We start from the raw sequence: 17,966 nt of genomic DNA, 5'->3' as shown, positions 1-17,966 counted from the left end.
ACCCATCAACAAGAAGCATCCGGGTGATGCTCATACGGGAGGTCCCTATGACTGCCAATTATCAGAAGAAGCTGCTGACGGGTGCGGCCCTTGCCGCCCTGCTGATGCCGGCCATGACGGCTGCCCGCGCACAGGATGCCGCCGGCGCCGACATGCTGGAGGAGATCATCGTGACGGGTGTGGCCCGTTCCGACGGCATGAAGAAGCTGGATGCCAGCTTCTCCATCACGACCGCCACGGCGGAGCAGATCGCCGAACAGCAGCCGAGCAGCACGGCCGACCTCCTGAAAATCGTCCCCGGCGTGTGGGTGGAAAGCACCAGCGGCACGGCCGGCGCCAACATTTCCGTCCGTGGGTTCCCGGCCGATGGTGATGCGCCCTTCATCACGGTGCAGCTGGATGGTTCCGCCATCTTCCCGCCGCCGACCCTTTCCTTCCTGGAAAACAGTTCCCTGTTCCGCCTGGACGACACGGTGGAGCGGGTGGAGGTGCTGCGTGGCGGCCCGTCGCCCATCTTCTCCAACGGCCAGCCCGGCGCCACCATCAATTTCATCCAGCGCAAGGGCAAGGAGAACCCGGAAGGCAGCATGAAGCTGACCGTGGGTGACGAGGGGCTGTACCGCGTCGACACCTATTACCAGGGCAAGCTGGACCAGGATCTGCTGTTCTCCGTCGGCGGCTTCTACCGCACCTCTGACGGTATCCGCGACACCGAATATCCCGCCGACCGGGGTGGCCAGGTCAGCGGCAATGTCACCAAGATCCTGGAAAATGGCGAGGTGACCTTCTATGGCCGCTATACCAAGGACAAGAACGCCTTCTACACCGCCATTCCGTTGATGAGCAGCAATAACGGCAAGGATGTCAGCGCCTTCCCCGGCTTCAGCCCCGGCAAGGGCACGCTGCTGGGCAACGACCTGCGCAATGTCGTGCTGGAAGTGGCGCCGGGCCAGTCCATCTCCCGCGATTTCGGCGAGGGGCGCGGCGTGGATGCCGGCATCGTGGGCGCCACCTTCGACCTGACATTCGGCGAATGGACCGTGTCGAACAAGATGAACTACCTGAGCGGCCAGGCGAATACCCGCGGCCTGTTCTCCGGCGCCAACCCGCAGACGCTGGGCAGTTTCATCAATGAGACCATCACGTCGGCAAACGGCAATGCCGCCGTGCTGGCCGCCGCCGGTTCCGCCGCGACGGCCGGCAGCGCCAGCTTCGCCAATGGCGGCGGGGCCATCACCGACCTGAACACGCAGGTGATCGTGGCCGGCCTCTGGTCGGTCGACAAGGATATCGAAAGCTTCACCGACGATCTGCGCTTCAGCCGCGAAATCTTCGAGGGCAATACCCTGACCATCGGCGCCTATTTCGCCGATTATTCATCGAAGGATGTCTGGTATCTGGGCAACAACGCCCTGATGACCGCCACGCCCAACGCAAAGCTGGTCAATGTGGCTCTGAACAATGGCGTGCAGGCCACGCGCGCCGGGTTCGTGGGGGCCCCCTTCTTCGCGGTCAACGCCATCTATAACGGCCAGAACATTGCCGGCTTCATCGCCGATGAATGGGCGCTCACCGAAGACCTGCGCATCGATGTCGGCGGCCGTGTGGAGCAGCAGAAGGTCAATGCCACGCTGGAGAACGTGTCGGGCGGCGTCGATCTGGACGGCAATCCGCTGACGCTGGCCAACAACAATGCATCCGTCCTGAACGGCACCTTCCGCACCCTGTCCTATAAGAATACGGAAACCTCCTGGACGGCGGGCGTGAACTATTACCTGACGCCGGATATGTCGGTCTTCGGCCGGCTGAACAGCGGTTTCAAGTTCCCGCAATTCGATAATCTGCGCGACGGGCAGGACCAGATGCAGAAGATCGACCAGCAGGAAGTCGGCCTGAAGACGCGCACGCGCGACTATGCCGCCTATGTCACCTTCTTCCGCAATACCTTCAAGGGCCTGCCCTTCCAGCAGTTCATCATCAATCCCGATGGCAGCCAGACGCAGATCAACCGTATCGGCGACAGCGAAGCCTATGGTATCGAGTTCGAACTGCTGGTCACGCCGCTGGAGAATCTGGATCTGGCGCTGCGGGGCAACTGGCAGAAGGGCGAGTATAAGGATCTGGGCGCCAACAGCGGCAATCAGGTGCAGCGCCAGCCGGAAATCCAGTTCACCTTCTCGCCCAGCTATGACATCCCCACCGACTGGGGCAAGCTGCGCGTCTTCGCCAGCTACAATTACATCGGCAAGCGTTTCGCCGATGTGGAGAATGCGCAGCGCCTGCCGTCCTATAACACGGTCGATGCCGGCATCTCCGCCGATATCGGTGAAAACGTGACGGTCCAGCTTTCCGGCACCAACCTGACGAACGAGCTTGGCCTGACGGAAGGCAATACCCGCATCATCGGCGGGGCCAATACCGGCGGCGTCTTCCTGGGCCGGCCCATCTTCGGCCGGAACGTGAAGATGTCGGTGGCGACGCGGTTCTGATGTGTGCAGGCCCCATCCCGTGCGGATGGGGCCTTTGCCATTGCGGGGACGGCAAGAGGGTAACCGGGGCCCGGCGAGCAGAACCGATCGGGGACTGGAGATCGGCTACGATCACAGGGATATGGTAAGGGGATGTCTCCCCCTTCGACAAAGGCCCCGCCAGCCAACAAGAACATCCCAGGGAAGGAAAAAGCCAAGATGCGGAATGGGCGGGCTGTCGTCGCGGTGGCGTTGACCTATATCGTCTTCGCCATTCTTTTGAATTCGGTGGGCACGGTCATCCTGCAATCCATCCAGAGCTTCGGCGTCTCCAAGCTGGAGGCCGGGCGGCTGGAGGCATACAAGGACCTGCCCATTGCCATCACCAGCTTCCTGATCGCGTCTTTCCTGCCGCGGCTGGGCTATCGCCGGGCCATGATCATCGCCCTGGCGCTGGAAGGGCTGGCGGCGGCTGCCATGCCGTTCCTTTCCGCCTTCTGGGCCATGAAGCTGATGTTCTTTTGCATCGGTGTCGGGTTTGCCGGGGTGAAGGTGGCCGCCTATTCCTGCATCGGCCTGCTGACCCGCGACCGGCAGGGCCATGCCAGCCTGACGAACCTGATCGAAGGGCTGTTCATGGTGGGGGTTCTGGGTGGCTACTGGCTGTTCAGCCTGTTCGTCAACCATGAGAATCCGGCCGATCCGGGCTGGCTGGATGTCTATTGGGTCCTGTCGGCCCTGGCGCTGGGCACCGCGGCGCTGTGGGCGACGACCCCGCTGGATGAAAGCGGGGCGCAGGCGCCGGAGGGCAGGGCCGGCATCGGCCAGATGCTGCGGCTGGCCGCCACACCCATCGCTGTCGTGTTCCTGGCGTCCGCCTTCCTCTATGTGCTGATCGAACAGGCCATCGGCACCTGGCTGCCCACCTTCAATGCGGAAGTGCTGCACCTGCCGGCCGCCATGTCGATCCAGGCCACCAGCATCTTCGCCGCGGCCATCGCGCTGGGACGGCTGTCGGCCGGGGTGGCGCTGCGCCGGGTGGCCTGGTTCCCGTTTCTGGCCGTCTGCCTGGCCTGCATGGCGGGGCTGGTGCTGCTGACCCTGCCGCTGGCGTCGGGGGTGACGCCGATGGCGGAGGCGGACTGGTTCGCGGCCCCCGTCGCGGCCTTCATGCTGCCGCTGATCGGGCTGTTCATGGCCCCGATCTACCCCGTGATCAACTCGGTCATCCTGTCAGCCCTGCCCCGCCACGACCACGCGGCCATGACGGGCCTGATCGTGGTGTTCTCCGCGCTGGGCGGCACCTTCGGCTCCTTCGTCACGGGCTTCCTGTTCGACCGGCTGGGCGGGCAGACGGCGTTCTACATGGCGCTGGTGCCGATGGCGGTCATCGCCGTGACGCTGTTCCTGCTGGACCGGCGGACCCGGGCGGGATGATCAGACCCCGCCGGCACCGGAGAACCGTGCCACCAGGTCGAAACGGTCGCCGGGGAAGATCTGGCGTACCTGGGTGATGGGCTGGTCCGTGCGCCAGGTGCGGCGGTCCAGCACGAGGCAGGCCGTCCCCTCGTCCAGCCCCAGTGCGGTGGCCAGCCGGCCGGCGGGCGCTGCCATGATGCGGTGTTCGGCCTCTGTCCACGGGACATGGGCGAGAAGCCAGGAACCCGGTGCGATGGACGTGAAATCGGCCGTGGCCGCCTCGGGCACGGATTTCAGGCTGATCAGCCGTTCCTCCACCGCGAACGGCACATTGTCGGCCAGATGCCGGCAGGTCAGGGCCAGCACCCGGGCGCCGCGCGGCGCCTTCATCCGTATCGGGTCCACGGCGGTGGCGGGCAGCACGTCGCGCGACAGCAGTTCCAGCCCGTAGCGCTGGCCCCGCCTCTCGATCTCCGCCTGGATGTCGGGGATGGCCAGGGCCGCCATGTGGATATGCGGCCGGGCCACGAAGGTGCCCGCCCGCCGGCGCCGTTCCAGCAGCCCCGCTTCCACCAGCCCGGACAATGCCTTGTTCACCGTCATCCGCGCGCAGCCATAGCGGGCCGTCAACTCGTGCTCGAAGGGGATGCGGTCGCCGGGGCGCAGGGTGCCGGACAGGATCTGGCCTTCGATATCGGCGCGGATGCGGGCATGAAGCGGGGCGGTGTTCGCGGCCATACTCATGACAGGATGGTTCCCAGGGCCAGGCGGTAACGGGCGGCGACGGCGTCGCGCACGACGTGGCGGCCCCCGCTTACCACGCGCCGGCCCCGCCGCCAAACGCCGTCCACCATGCGCTGTCCCGCGAAGATGAAGCCGTCGAGCAGCGCGTCGCCGCGCCGCGCCGCCAGACTGGGTTGCGCGGCGTCCAGCGTCACGAAATCGGCCGGCGCGCCGCTCACCAGTCCTGTTGCGGTCAGTCCCAGCGCGCGGCCCCCACCGGCCAGCGCGCCATCGAACAGCACCCGGCCCGTGGAGGGCACGTCCCGGCGGCCCAGCACGTTGCGGGCCCGGTGCGCCAGCCGCTGGGCATATTCCATGCTGCGCAGTTCTTCCGCAGCATCGATCAGGACGTTGCTGTCCGATCCGATGCCAAAGGCACCACCGGCCGCCAGATAGTCGCGGCCATTGAAGATGCCGTCGCCCAGGTTCGCCTCTGTGATCGGGCACAGGCCTGCCACGGCGCCGCTGGCGGCCAGCCGTGCGGTTTCGGCCGCATCCATGTGCGTCGCATGCACCAGGCACCAGCGGCCATCCACGGGCGCATGATCGAACAGCCAGGCCACCGGCCGCTGTCCCGACCAGGCATGACAGTCGGCGACCTCGCGGACCTGTTCGGCAACATGGATGTGGATGGGCCCGCCCGCTGCCAGCTCAGGCACGCCTGCCAGACTGTCCGGTGTCACGGCGCGCAGGGAATGGGGGGCAATGCCCAGCACCCCGTCGGGCAGGCCCGACAGCGCCTTGCGGCTGGCCTGCACCAGGGTGGCGAACCGGTCCACATCGTTGATGAAGCGTTTCTGCCCGTCGCCCGGTGCCTGCCCGCCGAAACCGCCACACTGGTAAAGGACCGGCAGCAGGGTCAGCGCGATACCCGTCTCCGCCGCCGCCGCCGCCAGCCGGGCACCCATCTCGGCGGGGTCGGCATAGGGGTGGCCGTCGATATCGTGATGGACATAATGGAATTCGCCCACGCGGGTGAATCCACCCTCCAGCATCTCCACGAAAGCCATGGCGGCGATGGCCTGCATCTCATCCGGACCGATCCGATGGGCGAAACGGTACATCACCTCCCGCCAGGTCCAGAAACTGTCGGGACCCGGTCCCCGCACCTCCGCCAGCCCCGCCATGCCGCGTTGGAAGGCGTGGCTGTGCAGGTTGGGCAGGCCGGGCAGGGCGATGGCGTGGCGTTCATCCGGGGGTGTCGGCTGCGTATCCGTCGTGACGGTGGAGATCAGCCCGTCCCCCACTTCCACCCGCACCCCATCAGCCCATCCGCCCGGCAGCAGCGCCTGCTGAAACCAGAACCCGGCCATGCCCATCCCCCCCAATTCAATCCGCGGATTCAGAATAATGTATAGACATGAATTATGTATAGACATAAAAAGGACGAAGGGGGGCGCGGGGGCAGGGACCTTGCGTGAAGACGCCCCCATGAACAGATCATGGCCAGGAGTAAGGTGCGGACATGCGGCACGGGTTTTCAGGACATCCGGTGATGACCGTCTCCCCCTGTCAGGCTGCCGAGGGCGCGGAAGCGGGGACGGCCGGTGCCGCGCCCGTCATCCAGCCCTTTTATGGCGCCGTCCGGTCGGGCATCTGGCCCCTGGGGCCGGGATTTCGCCGGGAAGACGGGGTGAAGGGGGCGGCCGATGCGCGCTGACCATCTGTGGACCGGCGCCCGCCTTGCAACCATGCGCCCCGACCTTCCCGGGCTGGGCATCATCGAGGATGGGGTGATTGCTGCGCAGCATGGGCGCATCCTCCATGCCGGGCCGGCGGCCGACGCGCCGGCCTTCGATGCCGCCCGGACCACCGACCTGGAAGGCCGCTGGGTCACGCCGGGCCTGATCGATTGCCACACGCACCTGATCCATGCCGGCGACCGCGCGCATGAGTTCGAATTGCGCCTGAAGGGTGCGAGTTATGAGGAGATCGCGCGGGCCGGCGGCGGCATCGTCTCCACCATGCGGGCCACCCGTGCGGCCGACGAGGCGGAATTGCTGCGCCAGGCCCTGCCCCGGCTGGATGCGCTGCTGGCCGAGGGGGTGACGACGGTGGAGGTCAAGTCCGGCTATGGCCTGACGCTGCAGGACGAGGTGAAGATGCTGCGCGCGGCCCGGGCGCTGGCCGGCCTGCGCCCCGTCGATATCGCCACCACCTTCCTCGGCGCCCATGCCGTTCCGCCGGAATTTGCCGAGAATCACGACGCCTATATCGATCTGGTGTGCCGCAGCATGATCCCCCATGTTGCGCAGCATGGGCTTGCCGATGCCGTGGACGGGTTCTGCGAAGGGATCGGCTTTTCCCTGGCGCAGGTGCGCCGCGTGTTCCATGCGGCCAAGGCGCATGGACTGGCCATCAAGCTGCACGCCGAACAGCTTTCCAACCTGCAGGGCGCCGCCCTGGCTGCCCAATGCGGCGCGCTGTCGGCCGACCATCTGGAGCATGTGGACGAGCCGGCGGTGCGTGCCATGGCCCAGGCCGGGACCGTGGCCGTCATGCTGCCCGGTGCCTATTACTTCACCCGCGACACGCATCTGCCGCCCATCGACCTGTTCCGCATCCATGGCGTGCCGATGGCGGTGGCCACCGACTGCAACCCTGGCACGGCGCCCCTGACCTCGCTGCTTCTGTCCATGAACATGGCGGCCACCCTGTTCCGGATGAGCGTGGAGGAATGCCTCACCGGCGTCACGCGCCACGCCGCCCGCGCGCTTGGCCGCCAGGCCGATATCGGCACGCTGGAGGCGGGCAAGGCCTGCGACCTTGCCATCTGGGATATCGAACGGCCGGCCGAACTTGTCTATCGCATGGGGTTCAACCCCCTGCATGCCCGTATCCACAGGGGGATTTCATGACCGTCACGCTGCATCCCGGTGCGGTCGGCCTGGCCGATTGGCGTGCCATCTATCGCGGGGCGGGGGTCCGGCTGGACCCGGCCTGCCGCCCCGCCGTGGAACGCAGCGCGGCCACCATCGCCCGCATCATCGCCAAGGGGGATCCCGTCTATGGTGTGAATACCGGCTTCGGCAAGCTGGCATCGGTGCGCATCGCCGACGACGATCTGGAAATGCTGCAACGCAACATCGTGCTGAGCCATGCGGCCGGCGTGGGTGAGCCCATGCCGCGAAACGTGCTGCGCCTGATGATGGCGCTGAAGCTGTCCAGTCTGGGGGTTGGCGCATCGGGCGTGCGGCCCGCCACCCTGGACCTGCTGGAAGCGTTGCTGGCGCATGACATCCTGCCGCTGGTGCCGGCGCAGGGGTCGGTGGGGGCATCGGGCGATCTGGCACCCCTGTCGCACATGGCGGCCGCCATGATCGGCCATGGCGAGGTGTTTGCCAAAGGGGGGCGCATGCCGGCGGCCGAGGCCCTGGCCCTGGCCGGGCTGTCGCCGCTGGCGCTGGGTCCCAAGGAGGGGCTGGCGCTGCTGAACGGCACGCAGTTTTCCACCGCCTATGCCCTGGCCGGCCTGTTCGAGGCGGAACGGCTGCACGGATCGGCCCTGGCCACCGGCGCGCTGTCCACGGAGGCGGCCAAGGGTTCCGACACGCCTTTCGATCCGCGCATCCACGCCCTGCGTGGCCACAAGGGGCAGATCGACGTGGCGGAGACGCTGCGCCGCCTGATGGAAGGTTCCGCCATCCGCGCCTCGCATCGGGAAGATGATGTGCGCGTCCAGGACCCCTATTGCCTGCGCTGCCAGCCGCAGGTGATGGGTGCCGCCCTGGATCTGCTGCGCCAGGCCGCCCAGACGCTGTTGACGGAGGCCAACGCCGTTTCCGACAATCCGCTGGTCTTCGCGGAGGATGACAGCGTGCTGTCAGGTGGCAATTTCCACGCCGAGCCGGTGGCCTTCGCCGCCGACATGATCGCGCTGGCCGTTTGCGAGATCGGGTCCCTGGCCGAACGCCGCCTGGCCATGCTGGTGGACCCGGCTCTGTCGGGCCTGCCGGCCTTCCTGACCCCCAGGCCGGGCCTGAACTCGGGCTTCATGATCCCGCAGGTGACGGCCGCCGCCCTGGTGTCGGAGAACAAGCAGCGGGCCTATCCCGCCAGCGTGGACAGCATCCCGACATCCGCCAACCAGGAGGATCACGTCTCCATGGCCGCACATGGCGCCCGCCGGCTGATGGCCATGGTGGAGAATGCCGACAGCGTGGTGGCCATCGAATATCTGGCCGCCGCGCAGGGCTGCGACTTCCACAGCCCCCTGGCCAGTTCCGCCGTGCTGGAGGCGTTGCGCGGCAGGCTGCGCGCGCATGTCCCGTCCCTGACCGACGACCGTTACTTCCATGCCGACATCCAGGCGGCCTTGACGCTGGTGCGTAGCGGTGCCCTGCTGTCTGCCGTGGCGGATGGCGGGGTCGGCCTGCCGGCCCTGGACGGGAGGTGAGGGGATGGATGATGCGGACTGGTTGATCATCCACCGGGGGACGGCCCCCCTGATCCTGTCGATCCCGCATGCGGGGACGGAGATCGAGGAAGCGGTGGAGGACACCCTGGTCAGTCCCTGGCTGGGGCGCAAGGATGCCGACTGGTGGGTGGACCAGCTTTATTTCTTCGCCCGCGACCTGGATGCCACCATCGTGCAGACGACCATCTCGCGCACGATGATCGACGTGAACCGGCCGCCCGACGGCGCCTCCCTCTATCCCGGGCAGGCGACGACGGACCTCTGCCCGTCGACCAGTTTCGACGGGGAGCCGCTTTACCAGCCGGGGCAGGAACCCGATGCCATGGAGGTGCTGCGCCGCCGGGAACTGTACCACGCGCCCTATCATGCGGCGCTGCTGGCGCAGGTGCAGCGGTTGCGTGCCGACCATCCACGGGTCGTGCTCTATGATTGCCATTCGATCCGTTCACTGGTGCCGCGCCTGTTTGACGGGGTTCTGCCGCATTTCAACATCGGGACCTTCGGCGGCAGAAGCTGCCATCCCGGCCTGACGCGGGTGGTCGAGGCGGCGTGTGACGTCACACAATTCACGCGCGTCACCAATGGCCGTTTCAAGGGCGGCCATATCACCCGCCATTATGGCAGGCCCACCCATGGCGTGCATGCCGTGCAGATGGAACTGGCCTGCCGCGGCTATGTCATGGAGCCGGAAGGCGACCTGACGCCGGACAACTGGCCTCCTGCCTTCGACGCCGCCTATGCGGCACCGATGACCCGGGCCCTCCACAGCATCCTGAACGCCTGCATCGGCTGGGCGGTCAAGGGGGAAACATCATGATGAACCGCACCGACAATTCCCGCCGCATCACCGCCCCCCGCGGGACGGAACGCACGGCCAGAAGCTGGCAGACCGAGGCGGCGCTGCGCATGCTGATGAACAATCTGGACGCGGAAGTGGCGGAACGGCCGGAGGAACTGGTCGTCTATGGCGGCATCGGCCGCGCGGCGCGCGACTGGACAAGCTTCGACCGTATCGTGGAGACGCTGCGCCGCCTGGAGGATGACCAGACGCTGCTGGTGCAATCGGGCAAGCCCGTGGGCGTGTTCCGCACCCATGCCGACGCGCCGCGCGTGCTGATCGCCAATTCCAATCTGGTGCCGCACTGGGCCCATTGGGACAAGTTCCACGAACTGGATGCCAAAGGCCTGATGATGTACGGCCAGATGACGGCCGGAAGCTGGATCTATATCGGCACCCAGGGCATCGTCCAGGGCACCTACGAGACCTTTGTCGAGGTGGGACGCCGGCATTATGGCGGGGACCTGTCGGGCCGCTGGTTCCTGACCGGCGGGCTGGGCGGCATGGGTGGTGCGCAGCCGCTGGCCGCCGTGATGGCCGGTGCCTCCTGCCTGGCCGTGGAATGCCAGCCATCGCGCATCGACATGCGCCTGCGCACCGGCTATCTGGACCGGGCGACGGAAAGCCTGGATGAGGCGCTTGCCATCATCGGCGACCATGGCAGGGCCGGCAAGCCCGGGTCGGTCGGCCTGCTGGGCAATGCGGCGGAGGTTTTCCCCGAACTGGTCCGCCGGGGCGTGCGCCCCGACGCCGTGACCGACCAGACCAGCGCCCACGACCCCGTCAACGGCTACCTGCCGGCCGGCTGGACGCTGGACCGCTGGTTCAGGTCGCGGGAGGAAGACCCCAAGGGGGTGGAGAAGGCCGCCCGCGCCTCCATGGCGATACAGGTCCGGGCCATGCTGGATTTCCATGCGGCTGGCGTGCCCACGCTGGATTACGGCAACAATATCCGGCAGATGGCGCTGGAAGAGGGGGTGGCTGACGCCTTCGCCTTCCCCGGCTTCGTTCCGGCCTATATCCGTCCGCTGTTCTGCCGTGGCATCGGTCCCTTCCGCTGGGCGGCCCTGTCGGGCGATCCGGAGGATATCTGGAAGACCGACGCCAAGGTGAAGGAACTGCTGCCCGACAATGCCCACCTGCATAACTGGCTGGACATGGCGCGGGAGAAGATCCGGTTCCAGGGACTGCCCGCCCGCATCTGCTGGGTCGGCCTGGGCGATCGTCACCGGCTGGCGCTGGCTTTCAACGAGATGGTTGCCAACGGCGAATTGAAGGCCCCCGTGGTCATCGGCCGCGACCATCTGGACAGCGGCTCCGTCGCCTCCCCCAACCGCGAGACGGAAGCCATGATGGACGGGTCCGATGCCGTTTCCGATTGGCCGTTGCTGAACGCGCTGCTGAACACGGCGTCGGGCGCCACCTGGGTTTCGCTGCATCATGGCGGCGGGGTGGGCATGGGCTTTTCCCAGCATAGCGGCGTGGTCATCGTGGCCGACGGCACGCAGGCGGCGGCGCGACGGCTGGAACGGGTGCTGTGGAACGACCCGGCCACGGGCGTCATGCGCCATGCCGACGCGGGATATGAGATCGCACGCGACTGCGCCCGGCAGAAGGGGTTGGACCTGCCCGGCATCCTGGGATGAGGCGCAGGCGGAACGGTCCGGCGCCAATGACGACGTATTCATGGCCCGGACCGCCGCCCGCCGCTTGACCCTGTTTTGCGGCCCGACCCATGCTTCGCGCCCGACAAAGCGCGTGAAGCCGGGGAGGAAACGGATGATCCGCCGCAGCCTGCTGATTTGCATCGCCGTCCTGGGGCTGGGCCTGCCCGCCGCCCTGGCCCAGACGCCACCGGAGCCGGTCTGGCAGCCGCCCGTGACCTCGCCCGATGGTGATATCGTCGTTGAGGTGGGGCTGCGGGGCGGCGAGCCCGTCTATCGTGTGGCCTACAGGGGGCAGCCCGTGCTGCTGCCATCCCGTCTTGGCTTCAGGCTGGATGGCGGTCCGTCGCTGCATGACGGGCTGGCCATAACGGGCAGCGACCGCCGCAGCCATGACGCGACCTGGACCCAGGTCTGGGGTGAGGAAAAGGACATCCGCGAGCATTACAACGAACTGTCCCTGCGCCTGGAAGCCGCGGACGGCCCGGCCCGCACCCTGCTGGTCACCTTCCGCGTCTTCGATGACGGGTTGGGTTTCCGGTACGAAATCCCCGTCCAGGCCAATATCGCCGAAATCCGCATCCGGGACGAGGTGACGGAGTTCGCCTTCGCCAAGCAGATGAAGGCCTGGTGGATCCGCGCCTACCAGAACAACCGGTATGAATATCAATATGCCCAATCGGCGCTGGATGCGGTCGATGTCGTCCACACGCCCTTCACCCTGGATGGCGGCGATATCGCCGTCACCGTGCATGAGGCGGCCCTGGTCGATTTTGCCTCCATGGCGCTGAAGCGTCCGGGTATCCACGGCTATACCTTGAAATCCGACCTGGTTCCCTGGGCCGACAGCATGAAGGTCTATGGCACGGCACCGATGAAATCGCCCTGGCGGACGGTGCAGATCACTGACAGGCCGCACCAGTTGCTGAATTCCCGCCTGATCTTGAACCTGAACGAGCCCAACAAGCTGGCGGATACGAGCTGGATCAAGCCGATGAAGTTCGTCGGCATCTGGTGGTGCATGCATATCCGCACCTGCACCTGGGAGCCGGGACCCCGCCAGGGGGCCACGACGGCGGAGGCCAGGCGCCAGATCGACTTTGCGGCCCGCAACGGGTTCGGCGGCGTGCTGGTGGAGGGCTGGAACTATGGCTGGCACACGGACTGGTACAATGATGGCAGCAATTTCCGTTTCACCGAGCCGGTAAAGGGCTTCGATATCGCCGCCGTGGCCGCCTATGGCCGGCGCAAGGGTGTGACCCTGATCGGCCATCATGAGACGGCCGCGGATATCGTGAATTACGAAAGGCAGTTGGACGATGCCTTCCGCTATTATAACCGCCTGGGCGTCGGGTCGGTGAAGACGGGCTATGTCGGGGAATTGCTGGACAAGAAGGAATGGCACCATGGTCAGTACATGGTGCGGCATTTCGAGAAGGTGACGGCCGTGGCGGCGGCCAACAAGGTGACCGTCAACGCGCATGAGCCCATCAAGGATACCGGCCTGCGCCGCACCTGGCCGCACATGATGACGCGCGAGGGCGCGCGCGGTCAGGAATATGACGCCTGGGGCCCGGTGGAGGGCGGGAACCAGCCCGACCATCCCACCATCCTGCCCTTCACACGCATGATGTCGGGCCCCATGGATTACACGCCGGGCATCATGAAGACCCGCTTTGCCGGTGACCGGCCGGGCGTGGAACATGGCATCTCCACCACCGTGGCCAAGCAACTGGCGCTGTTCGTCGTGCTGTACAGCCCGCTGCAGATGGTGGCCGACCTGCCGGAGAATTACGAGGACCATCCGGCCCTACCCTTCCTGCGGCAGGTGCCCGTGGATTGGGACCGGTCCATCGCCCTGAACGGCGTCATCGGCGATTATGTCACCCAGGTGCGCAAGGACCGCAACAGCGAGGATTGGTATCTGGGCGCCATCACGGATGAACAGGCCCGTACCCTGACCGTGCCGCTGGATTTCCTGGAGAAGGGCCGGACCTGGCGGGCAGAGATTTATGCCGACGGGCCGGGCGCCGACTGGAAGCACAATGCCGAGCCGCTGACGGTGACCATGCGCGAGGTCACCGCCGCCGACAGCCTGACCATCATCATGGCACCCGGTGGCGGCCAGGCCGTGCGCTTCACGCCGCTGCCCTGACCGGTTTCCGTAGGGCTTCAGCTCCCGCGGTAGGTGGAATAGCTCCACGGGCCCAGCAGCAGCGGCACATGGTAATGCCCGTCCGTGTCGGCGATGGCGAAGCGGATGGGGATCAGGTCCAGGAAGGGCGGGTCGGCCAGCAGGGTCCCGCGCGACCGGAAATAGGTCCCGGCATGGAACAGCAGCTCGTAAGGACCCGTGGGGATCGTCGTGCCCGACAGAAGCGGTGCGCCGGTGCGCCCGTCCGGGTTGGTGACGGTATCCCCGACCAGCACCGGCGTGCCGTCGGCCAGGCTGAAAAGCTGGACCCGCAGGCCGGCCGCCGGCCTGCCTGCCATGGTATCCAGCACATGGGTGCTCAGGCGGGCCATGTCGTGCTCACCAGTTCGGGTTGGTCATAGGCTTTCAGATCGGCCAGGAAATGGTCCTTGTCGGCCAGCCACAGATCGCGGATCAGCCCCTGCACCAGCCGCTGTACCCCGTATTTCATGCCACTGATCGATGCGCCCGACAGCCCCATGGACAGGGTCGCGCCGAAGGTGAAATTGTGGATATGGGCCAGGTGCGGGGCACAGCCGGGCACCCGCTCGGTGAACTGGAAGGCGTCGCCCAGATAGGGATAGCGGATCAGCAGCGGATTGCCCTCCCCCCTGGGTGGGGTGAACCGGTCGGCCCAGGTGGCGATGTCCCTGGCGAAGGCTGCCAGTTCGGGCCGGAATGCCGCCTCCACGATGAAGCCCGTGCCCACGACCAGGAAGTCGAAGATCATCACGCCCTTGGGCGTGCCGACATGGATATCCTCGCCTTCCATCCGCACCCATTCCCAGGGGCAGGCGGTATGGAAGGTGAAGGTGGGATGCATGGCGCAGCGGTGGAACGTGTCCTGCGGCGGCGGCTGGTTCAGATCGAAGATGTGGCGCATGTAGCGCCAGCGGTCCAGGTCGCCCATCGCCGCGAAATGCCCCAGGAAGCCGGAAAACTCCATCCAGCGATAGGGGTTGACGCGCGGGATGTCTGCCCGGCGCAGGCAGAGATCGACCGAGGCCACCCCCGCCTCCAGCGCCGTGCCGGCATTGTCGAAGGCCGACGCGCCAGCCCCCAGCACCCCGATGCGCCGGCCCCTCAGCCGGTCGAAATCGATATATTCGGACGTGTGGGCGAAGCGGTCCTCCGGCACCACGCCGCGGATGAAATCGGGCACGTGCCAGCGCCCGGCCCCGTCGATGCCCGTGGCCAGCACCAGCTTGCGCGTCAGGATCAGGTCCTCTCCGTCGGGCGTATCGACGGTCAGGCGCAGGATCCCCGTTTCCTCTTCCGGGTCGATGCGCAGCAATTCATGGTCGTTGCGCACGGGAATGGAAAGGATGCGGCGATACCAGCAGAGATAGTCCTGCCACACCTCCTTGGGCAGCTTGCCGAGCGATGCCCAGGCGTCCGCGCCGTATTTCGCCTCGTACCAGGCGCGGGGCGTCAGGCTGGGAATACCCAGATCGGGGCCGGCCAGATGCTTGGGCGTGCGCAGCGTGACCATGCGGGCGAAATTGATCCACGGCCCCTCCCGGCCCGCCGGATTGCGGTCGATGACCAGGATGTTTCCCACCTTCTCCCGCATCAGGCCGAAGGCGGTGGCAAGACCCGCCTGCCCGCCGCCGACGATCACCACATCGAACACAGGCCCGTCGGCATGGGTGCGCGGCGGCACCCAGGGCCGGGCCGGATAGTCCAGCAGGGCCAGATCACGGGCGACCTGGGCCTCCAGGGCCGTCAAACCATCGTCACTCATGTCCCAAAAAGCCCCTCCAGGCGGAATTTGGCTATTTTGGCGACCTCTCCCAATGCTGTTTTCATTTCCACGGCGGGATCATTGTCCAGCCGGGTTGCCAGGGCGTGGCGGATGCCGTCCCTGGTGTTCTCCTTCACCGCGATGATGAAGGGGAAGCCGAAGCGGGCGCGATAGGCGGCGTTGTGCCGGTCAAACCAGGCGAACTCCGTCTCCTCCAGCCGGTCTAGGCCCAGGCCGGCCTGTTCTTCCGTGCTGTGTGCCGTCAGCCCGCCGCCCCGGGTCAGCTTGCCGGCCAGATCGGGATGGGCGCGCAGCAGCGCCAGTTGTGCCGTCTTGCCCGCGACCTGCACGGTATCGGTCATGCATTTGTGCAGTGCGGCAAGATTGTCGAAGGGACGGTGATCCCAGGTCCGGTCGGCCACCCAGGCGCTGTCCTCCCATATCGTGGCCAGATATTGCACGAAAGCGGCACGCGGAAAGGCATTCAGCGCGTGCAGGTCAGGGCGGGAGCGGGGCGCGGTCTTATCTTCGGCCATAATCCATCGTGCCACGGATTTTTTTGTGCGCAAGCGAAACGATGCGTATCATCATGGGCAGCCCCGCATTGACCGCATGACAGGGAGATCCCGCCATGGCCGACGCCTATCCCCGCGACCTGATCGGTTACGGCGCGCATCCGCCCCATCCGCGATGGCCCGGCGATGCGCGCATCGCCGTGCAGTTCGTCATGAATTACGAGGAGGGGGGCGAGAGCTGCCTGCTGCACGGCGACGACCGGTCGGAAGCCTACCTGCAGGAGGTGGTGGGTACGCCGCCGCTGGCGGGCCGGCGCAACCTGTCGGTGGAATCCGTCTATGAATATGGCAGCCGTGCCGGCTTCTGGCGGCTGATGCGCCTGTTCGACCGGTATGGCATCCAGGTTACCTGCTATGCCGTGGCCATGGCGCTGGCCCGCCATCCGGACGCCGCCCGCGCCATGGTGGCGGCGGGACACGAGATCGCATCCCATGGCTGGCGCTGGATCGACTATCAGGATGTGCCCGAGGCGGTGGAGCGCGCCGACCTGACACGGGCCATCGAGACGATCCGCGACCTGACGGGCGAGCGCCCGCTCGGCTGGTACACGGGACGGCTGGGGCCGAACACGCGGCGGCTGGTCGTTGAGGAGGGGGGATTCCTCTATGATGCCGACGCCTATAATGACGATCTGCCCTATTGGCTGCCGCCCGGCACCTATGATGGCCAGACGCGACCGCATCTGGTCATCCCCTACACGCTGGATGTCAACGACATGAAGTTCGGCACGGCGCAGGGCTTCGGTCAGGGTGACGATTTCTTCACCTATGCCCGCGATGCGTTCGATACGCTCTATGCCGAGGGGGAGACGGCGCCCCGGATGATGTCCGTGGGCCTGCATACCCGCCTGATCGGCCGGCCCGGCCGTGTGCGCGGCCTGCAACGGTTCCTGGACCATATCCGCGCGCATGACCGGGTATGGGTGTGCCGGCGGGTCGATATCGCCCGACACTGGCATCGTGTCCATCCCTGGGCCGGTTGAGCCGGTGCGGCCGCCCGGTGCCCCCCTGTCCCTCCCGCGTCAGGACCCTTTTTCGATCCGGGTCACATAGGACTGGACGAGTTGGCGGATCAGGGTGGGTGCCGTGCGCAGCAGTTCATCGAAGCGCTGGCGGTGGATCACCTCGCAGACCGTCAGTTCCACGGCGGTGACGTTGGCGGCGCGGTTGGCATCGCGCAGCAGGGCCATCTCGCCGAATACGCTGCCGGCCCCGACCCGGGCCAGCACCTGGACCTGATCATCGACCGTCTCCCGCCAGACCTCCACCAGGCCGGACTGGATCAGGTAGGCGCAATGGGCCTCGTCCCCCCGGCGGAAGATGGTGCGGCCGGGCGCGAACGTGTCGCGGCGTAACAGCTTGTGCGTGCGTTCCGAGACGATGGGGTCGGCCGCGAAGATGGTGTCGCCCTGGTCGGCCGGAATGCCGTTGATGGCACGAAGCGTGCGCACCAGCGAATGCAGGACGTACCGGACCAGCGGCGGGCTGTTGCGGACCTGCCGGGCCAGCAGGTCGCGGGAAATCAGGATGCAGCGGGTCTGTTCCATGGTGGCGATGCAGGCGGAACGCGGCGCATTGTCGATCAGCCCCATCTCGCCGGCGATGTCGCCCGGCCCCAGCACGGCCAGCCGGTGCTTCACACCGTTGATGGCGCGGAACACCTCCACCCGGCCGGCCGTAATCAGGAAGGCATCACCGCAACTGTCGCCTTCCTTGATCATCAGTTTGCCGGGCGCAATATTGATCTCGTCCAATTCCGCCAATTCCGCTTCCCCCAGGTCGGGCACGCCCCCGTCCGCGGCTTGAACCCCCCGCGCAGCGGGCCTGAACCCTAGATAAGGTGCTGCCATCGTCGCCTGCAAGG

15 protein-coding genes are annotated in these 17,966 nt (G+C 66.6%); 9 read left to right on the top strand and 6 right to left on the bottom strand.

Features of this window, described 5'->3' with window-relative positions; genetic code table 11:
- Nucleotides 1-47: 47 nt before the first annotated feature.
- On the top strand, nt 48-2,489 hold the full coding sequence (locus ACM9LZ_RS07400) for a TonB-dependent receptor (RefSeq protein WP_416618718.1): 2,442 nt from the start codon (nt 48-50) through the stop codon (nt 2,487-2,489).
- A 198-nt stretch (nt 2,490-2,687) separates the two neighbouring features.
- The gene (locus tag ACM9LZ_RS07395) at nt 2,688-3,905 is read left to right on the top strand and encodes an MFS transporter (RefSeq protein ID WP_416618717.1); all 1,218 of its coding nucleotides are present in this window, start codon (nt 2,688-2,690) and stop codon (nt 3,903-3,905) included.
- Here the strand turns inward: ACM9LZ_RS07395 and hutC are convergent, their stop codons facing one another.
- Entirely contained in the window at nt 3,906-4,631 is a 726-nt protein-coding gene (gene hutC, locus ACM9LZ_RS07390; RefSeq protein ID WP_416618716.1) for a histidine utilization repressor, read from the bottom strand. It abuts the gene before it with no gap.
- Nucleotides 4,628-5,983, bottom strand: a complete 1,356-nt coding sequence (locus ACM9LZ_RS07385) for a formimidoylglutamate deiminase (RefSeq protein ID WP_416618714.1) — start codon at nt 5,981-5,983, stop codon at nt 4,628-4,630. Before ACM9LZ_RS07385 ends, hutC begins: the two co-directional genes overlap by 4 nt.
- A 182-nt stretch (nt 5,984-6,165) precedes the next feature.
- Here ACM9LZ_RS07385 and ACM9LZ_RS07380 point away from each other — a divergent pair, with 182 nt between their 5' ends.
- From ACM9LZ_RS07380 to ACM9LZ_RS07355, 6 genes are all read left to right on the top strand, one after another.
- Nucleotides 6,166-6,330 (top strand): hypothetical protein, encoded by a 165-nt coding sequence (locus tag ACM9LZ_RS07380; protein WP_416618713.1) that lies wholly within the window; start codon nt 6,166-6,168, stop codon nt 6,328-6,330.
- Complete coding sequence (gene hutI, locus ACM9LZ_RS07375) at nt 6,320-7,528, top strand: imidazolonepropionase (RefSeq protein ID WP_416618712.1); 1,209 nt, start codon at nt 6,320-6,322, stop codon at nt 7,526-7,528. The genes ACM9LZ_RS07380 and hutI overlap by 11 nt, the downstream gene beginning before the upstream one ends.
- The gene (gene hutH, locus ACM9LZ_RS07370; protein WP_416618711.1) at nt 7,525-9,066 is read left to right on the top strand and encodes a histidine ammonia-lyase; all 1,542 of its coding nucleotides are present in this window, start codon (nt 7,525-7,527) and stop codon (nt 9,064-9,066) included. The genes hutI and hutH overlap by 4 nt, the downstream gene beginning before the upstream one ends.
- A 4-nt stretch (nt 9,067-9,070) precedes the next feature.
- The gene (hutG, locus tag ACM9LZ_RS07365) at nt 9,071-9,904 is read left to right on the top strand and encodes an N-formylglutamate deformylase (RefSeq protein ID WP_416618710.1); all 834 of its coding nucleotides are present in this window, start codon (nt 9,071-9,073) and stop codon (nt 9,902-9,904) included.
- Complete coding sequence (hutU, locus tag ACM9LZ_RS07360; protein WP_416618709.1) at nt 9,901-11,571, top strand: urocanate hydratase; 1,671 nt, start codon at nt 9,901-9,903, stop codon at nt 11,569-11,571. The genes hutG and hutU overlap by 4 nt, the downstream gene beginning before the upstream one ends.
- Nucleotides 11,572-11,704: 133 nt before the next feature.
- Nucleotides 11,705-13,744: a glycoside hydrolase family 97 protein gene (locus tag ACM9LZ_RS07355; protein ID WP_416618708.1), complete on the top strand. Its 2,040-nt coding sequence runs from the start codon at nt 11,705-11,707 to the stop codon at nt 13,742-13,744.
- A 17-nt stretch (nt 13,745-13,761) separates the two neighbouring features.
- Here ACM9LZ_RS07355 and uraH read toward each other — a convergent pair whose 3' ends face one another.
- The 3 genes from uraH to uraD are packed head-to-tail and all read right to left on the bottom strand — an operon-like array spanning nt 13,762 to nt 16,063.
- Entirely contained in the window at nt 13,762-14,115 is a 354-nt protein-coding gene (gene uraH, locus ACM9LZ_RS07350; RefSeq protein ID WP_416618707.1) for a hydroxyisourate hydrolase, read from the bottom strand.
- Complete coding sequence (locus ACM9LZ_RS07345) at nt 14,103-15,527, bottom strand: NAD(P)-binding domain-containing protein (protein WP_416618706.1); 1,425 nt, start codon at nt 15,525-15,527, stop codon at nt 14,103-14,105. The genes uraH and ACM9LZ_RS07345 overlap by 13 nt, the downstream gene beginning before the upstream one ends.
- Entirely contained in the window at nt 15,524-16,063 is a 540-nt protein-coding gene (gene uraD / locus ACM9LZ_RS07340) for a 2-oxo-4-hydroxy-4-carboxy-5-ureidoimidazoline decarboxylase (RefSeq protein ID WP_416618705.1), read from the bottom strand. The genes ACM9LZ_RS07345 and uraD overlap by 4 nt, the downstream gene beginning before the upstream one ends.
- Nucleotides 16,064-16,158: 95 nt before the next feature.
- On the opposite strand from uraD, the gene puuE reads away from it, so the two are divergent.
- A complete protein-coding gene (gene puuE, locus ACM9LZ_RS07335; RefSeq protein ID WP_416618704.1) occupies nt 16,159-17,085 on the top strand; it encodes an allantoinase PuuE in 927 nt (308 codons plus the stop codon).
- Between the two features lie 39 nt (nt 17,086-17,124).
- Here the strand turns inward: puuE and ACM9LZ_RS07330 are convergent, their stop codons facing one another.
- Nucleotides 17,125-17,889: a cyclic nucleotide-binding domain-containing protein gene (locus ACM9LZ_RS07330; RefSeq protein WP_416618703.1), complete on the bottom strand. Its 765-nt coding sequence runs from the start codon at nt 17,887-17,889 to the stop codon at nt 17,125-17,127.
- Nucleotides 17,890-17,966 lie beyond the last annotated feature (77 nt).

Origin of the sequence: Niveispirillum fermenti (assembly GCF_048066175.1) — a bacterium.
Lineage (GTDB): Bacteria > Pseudomonadota > Alphaproteobacteria > Azospirillales > Azospirillaceae > Niveispirillum > Niveispirillum fermenti.
This window is presented reverse-complemented; position numbering and strand designations above follow the sequence as displayed.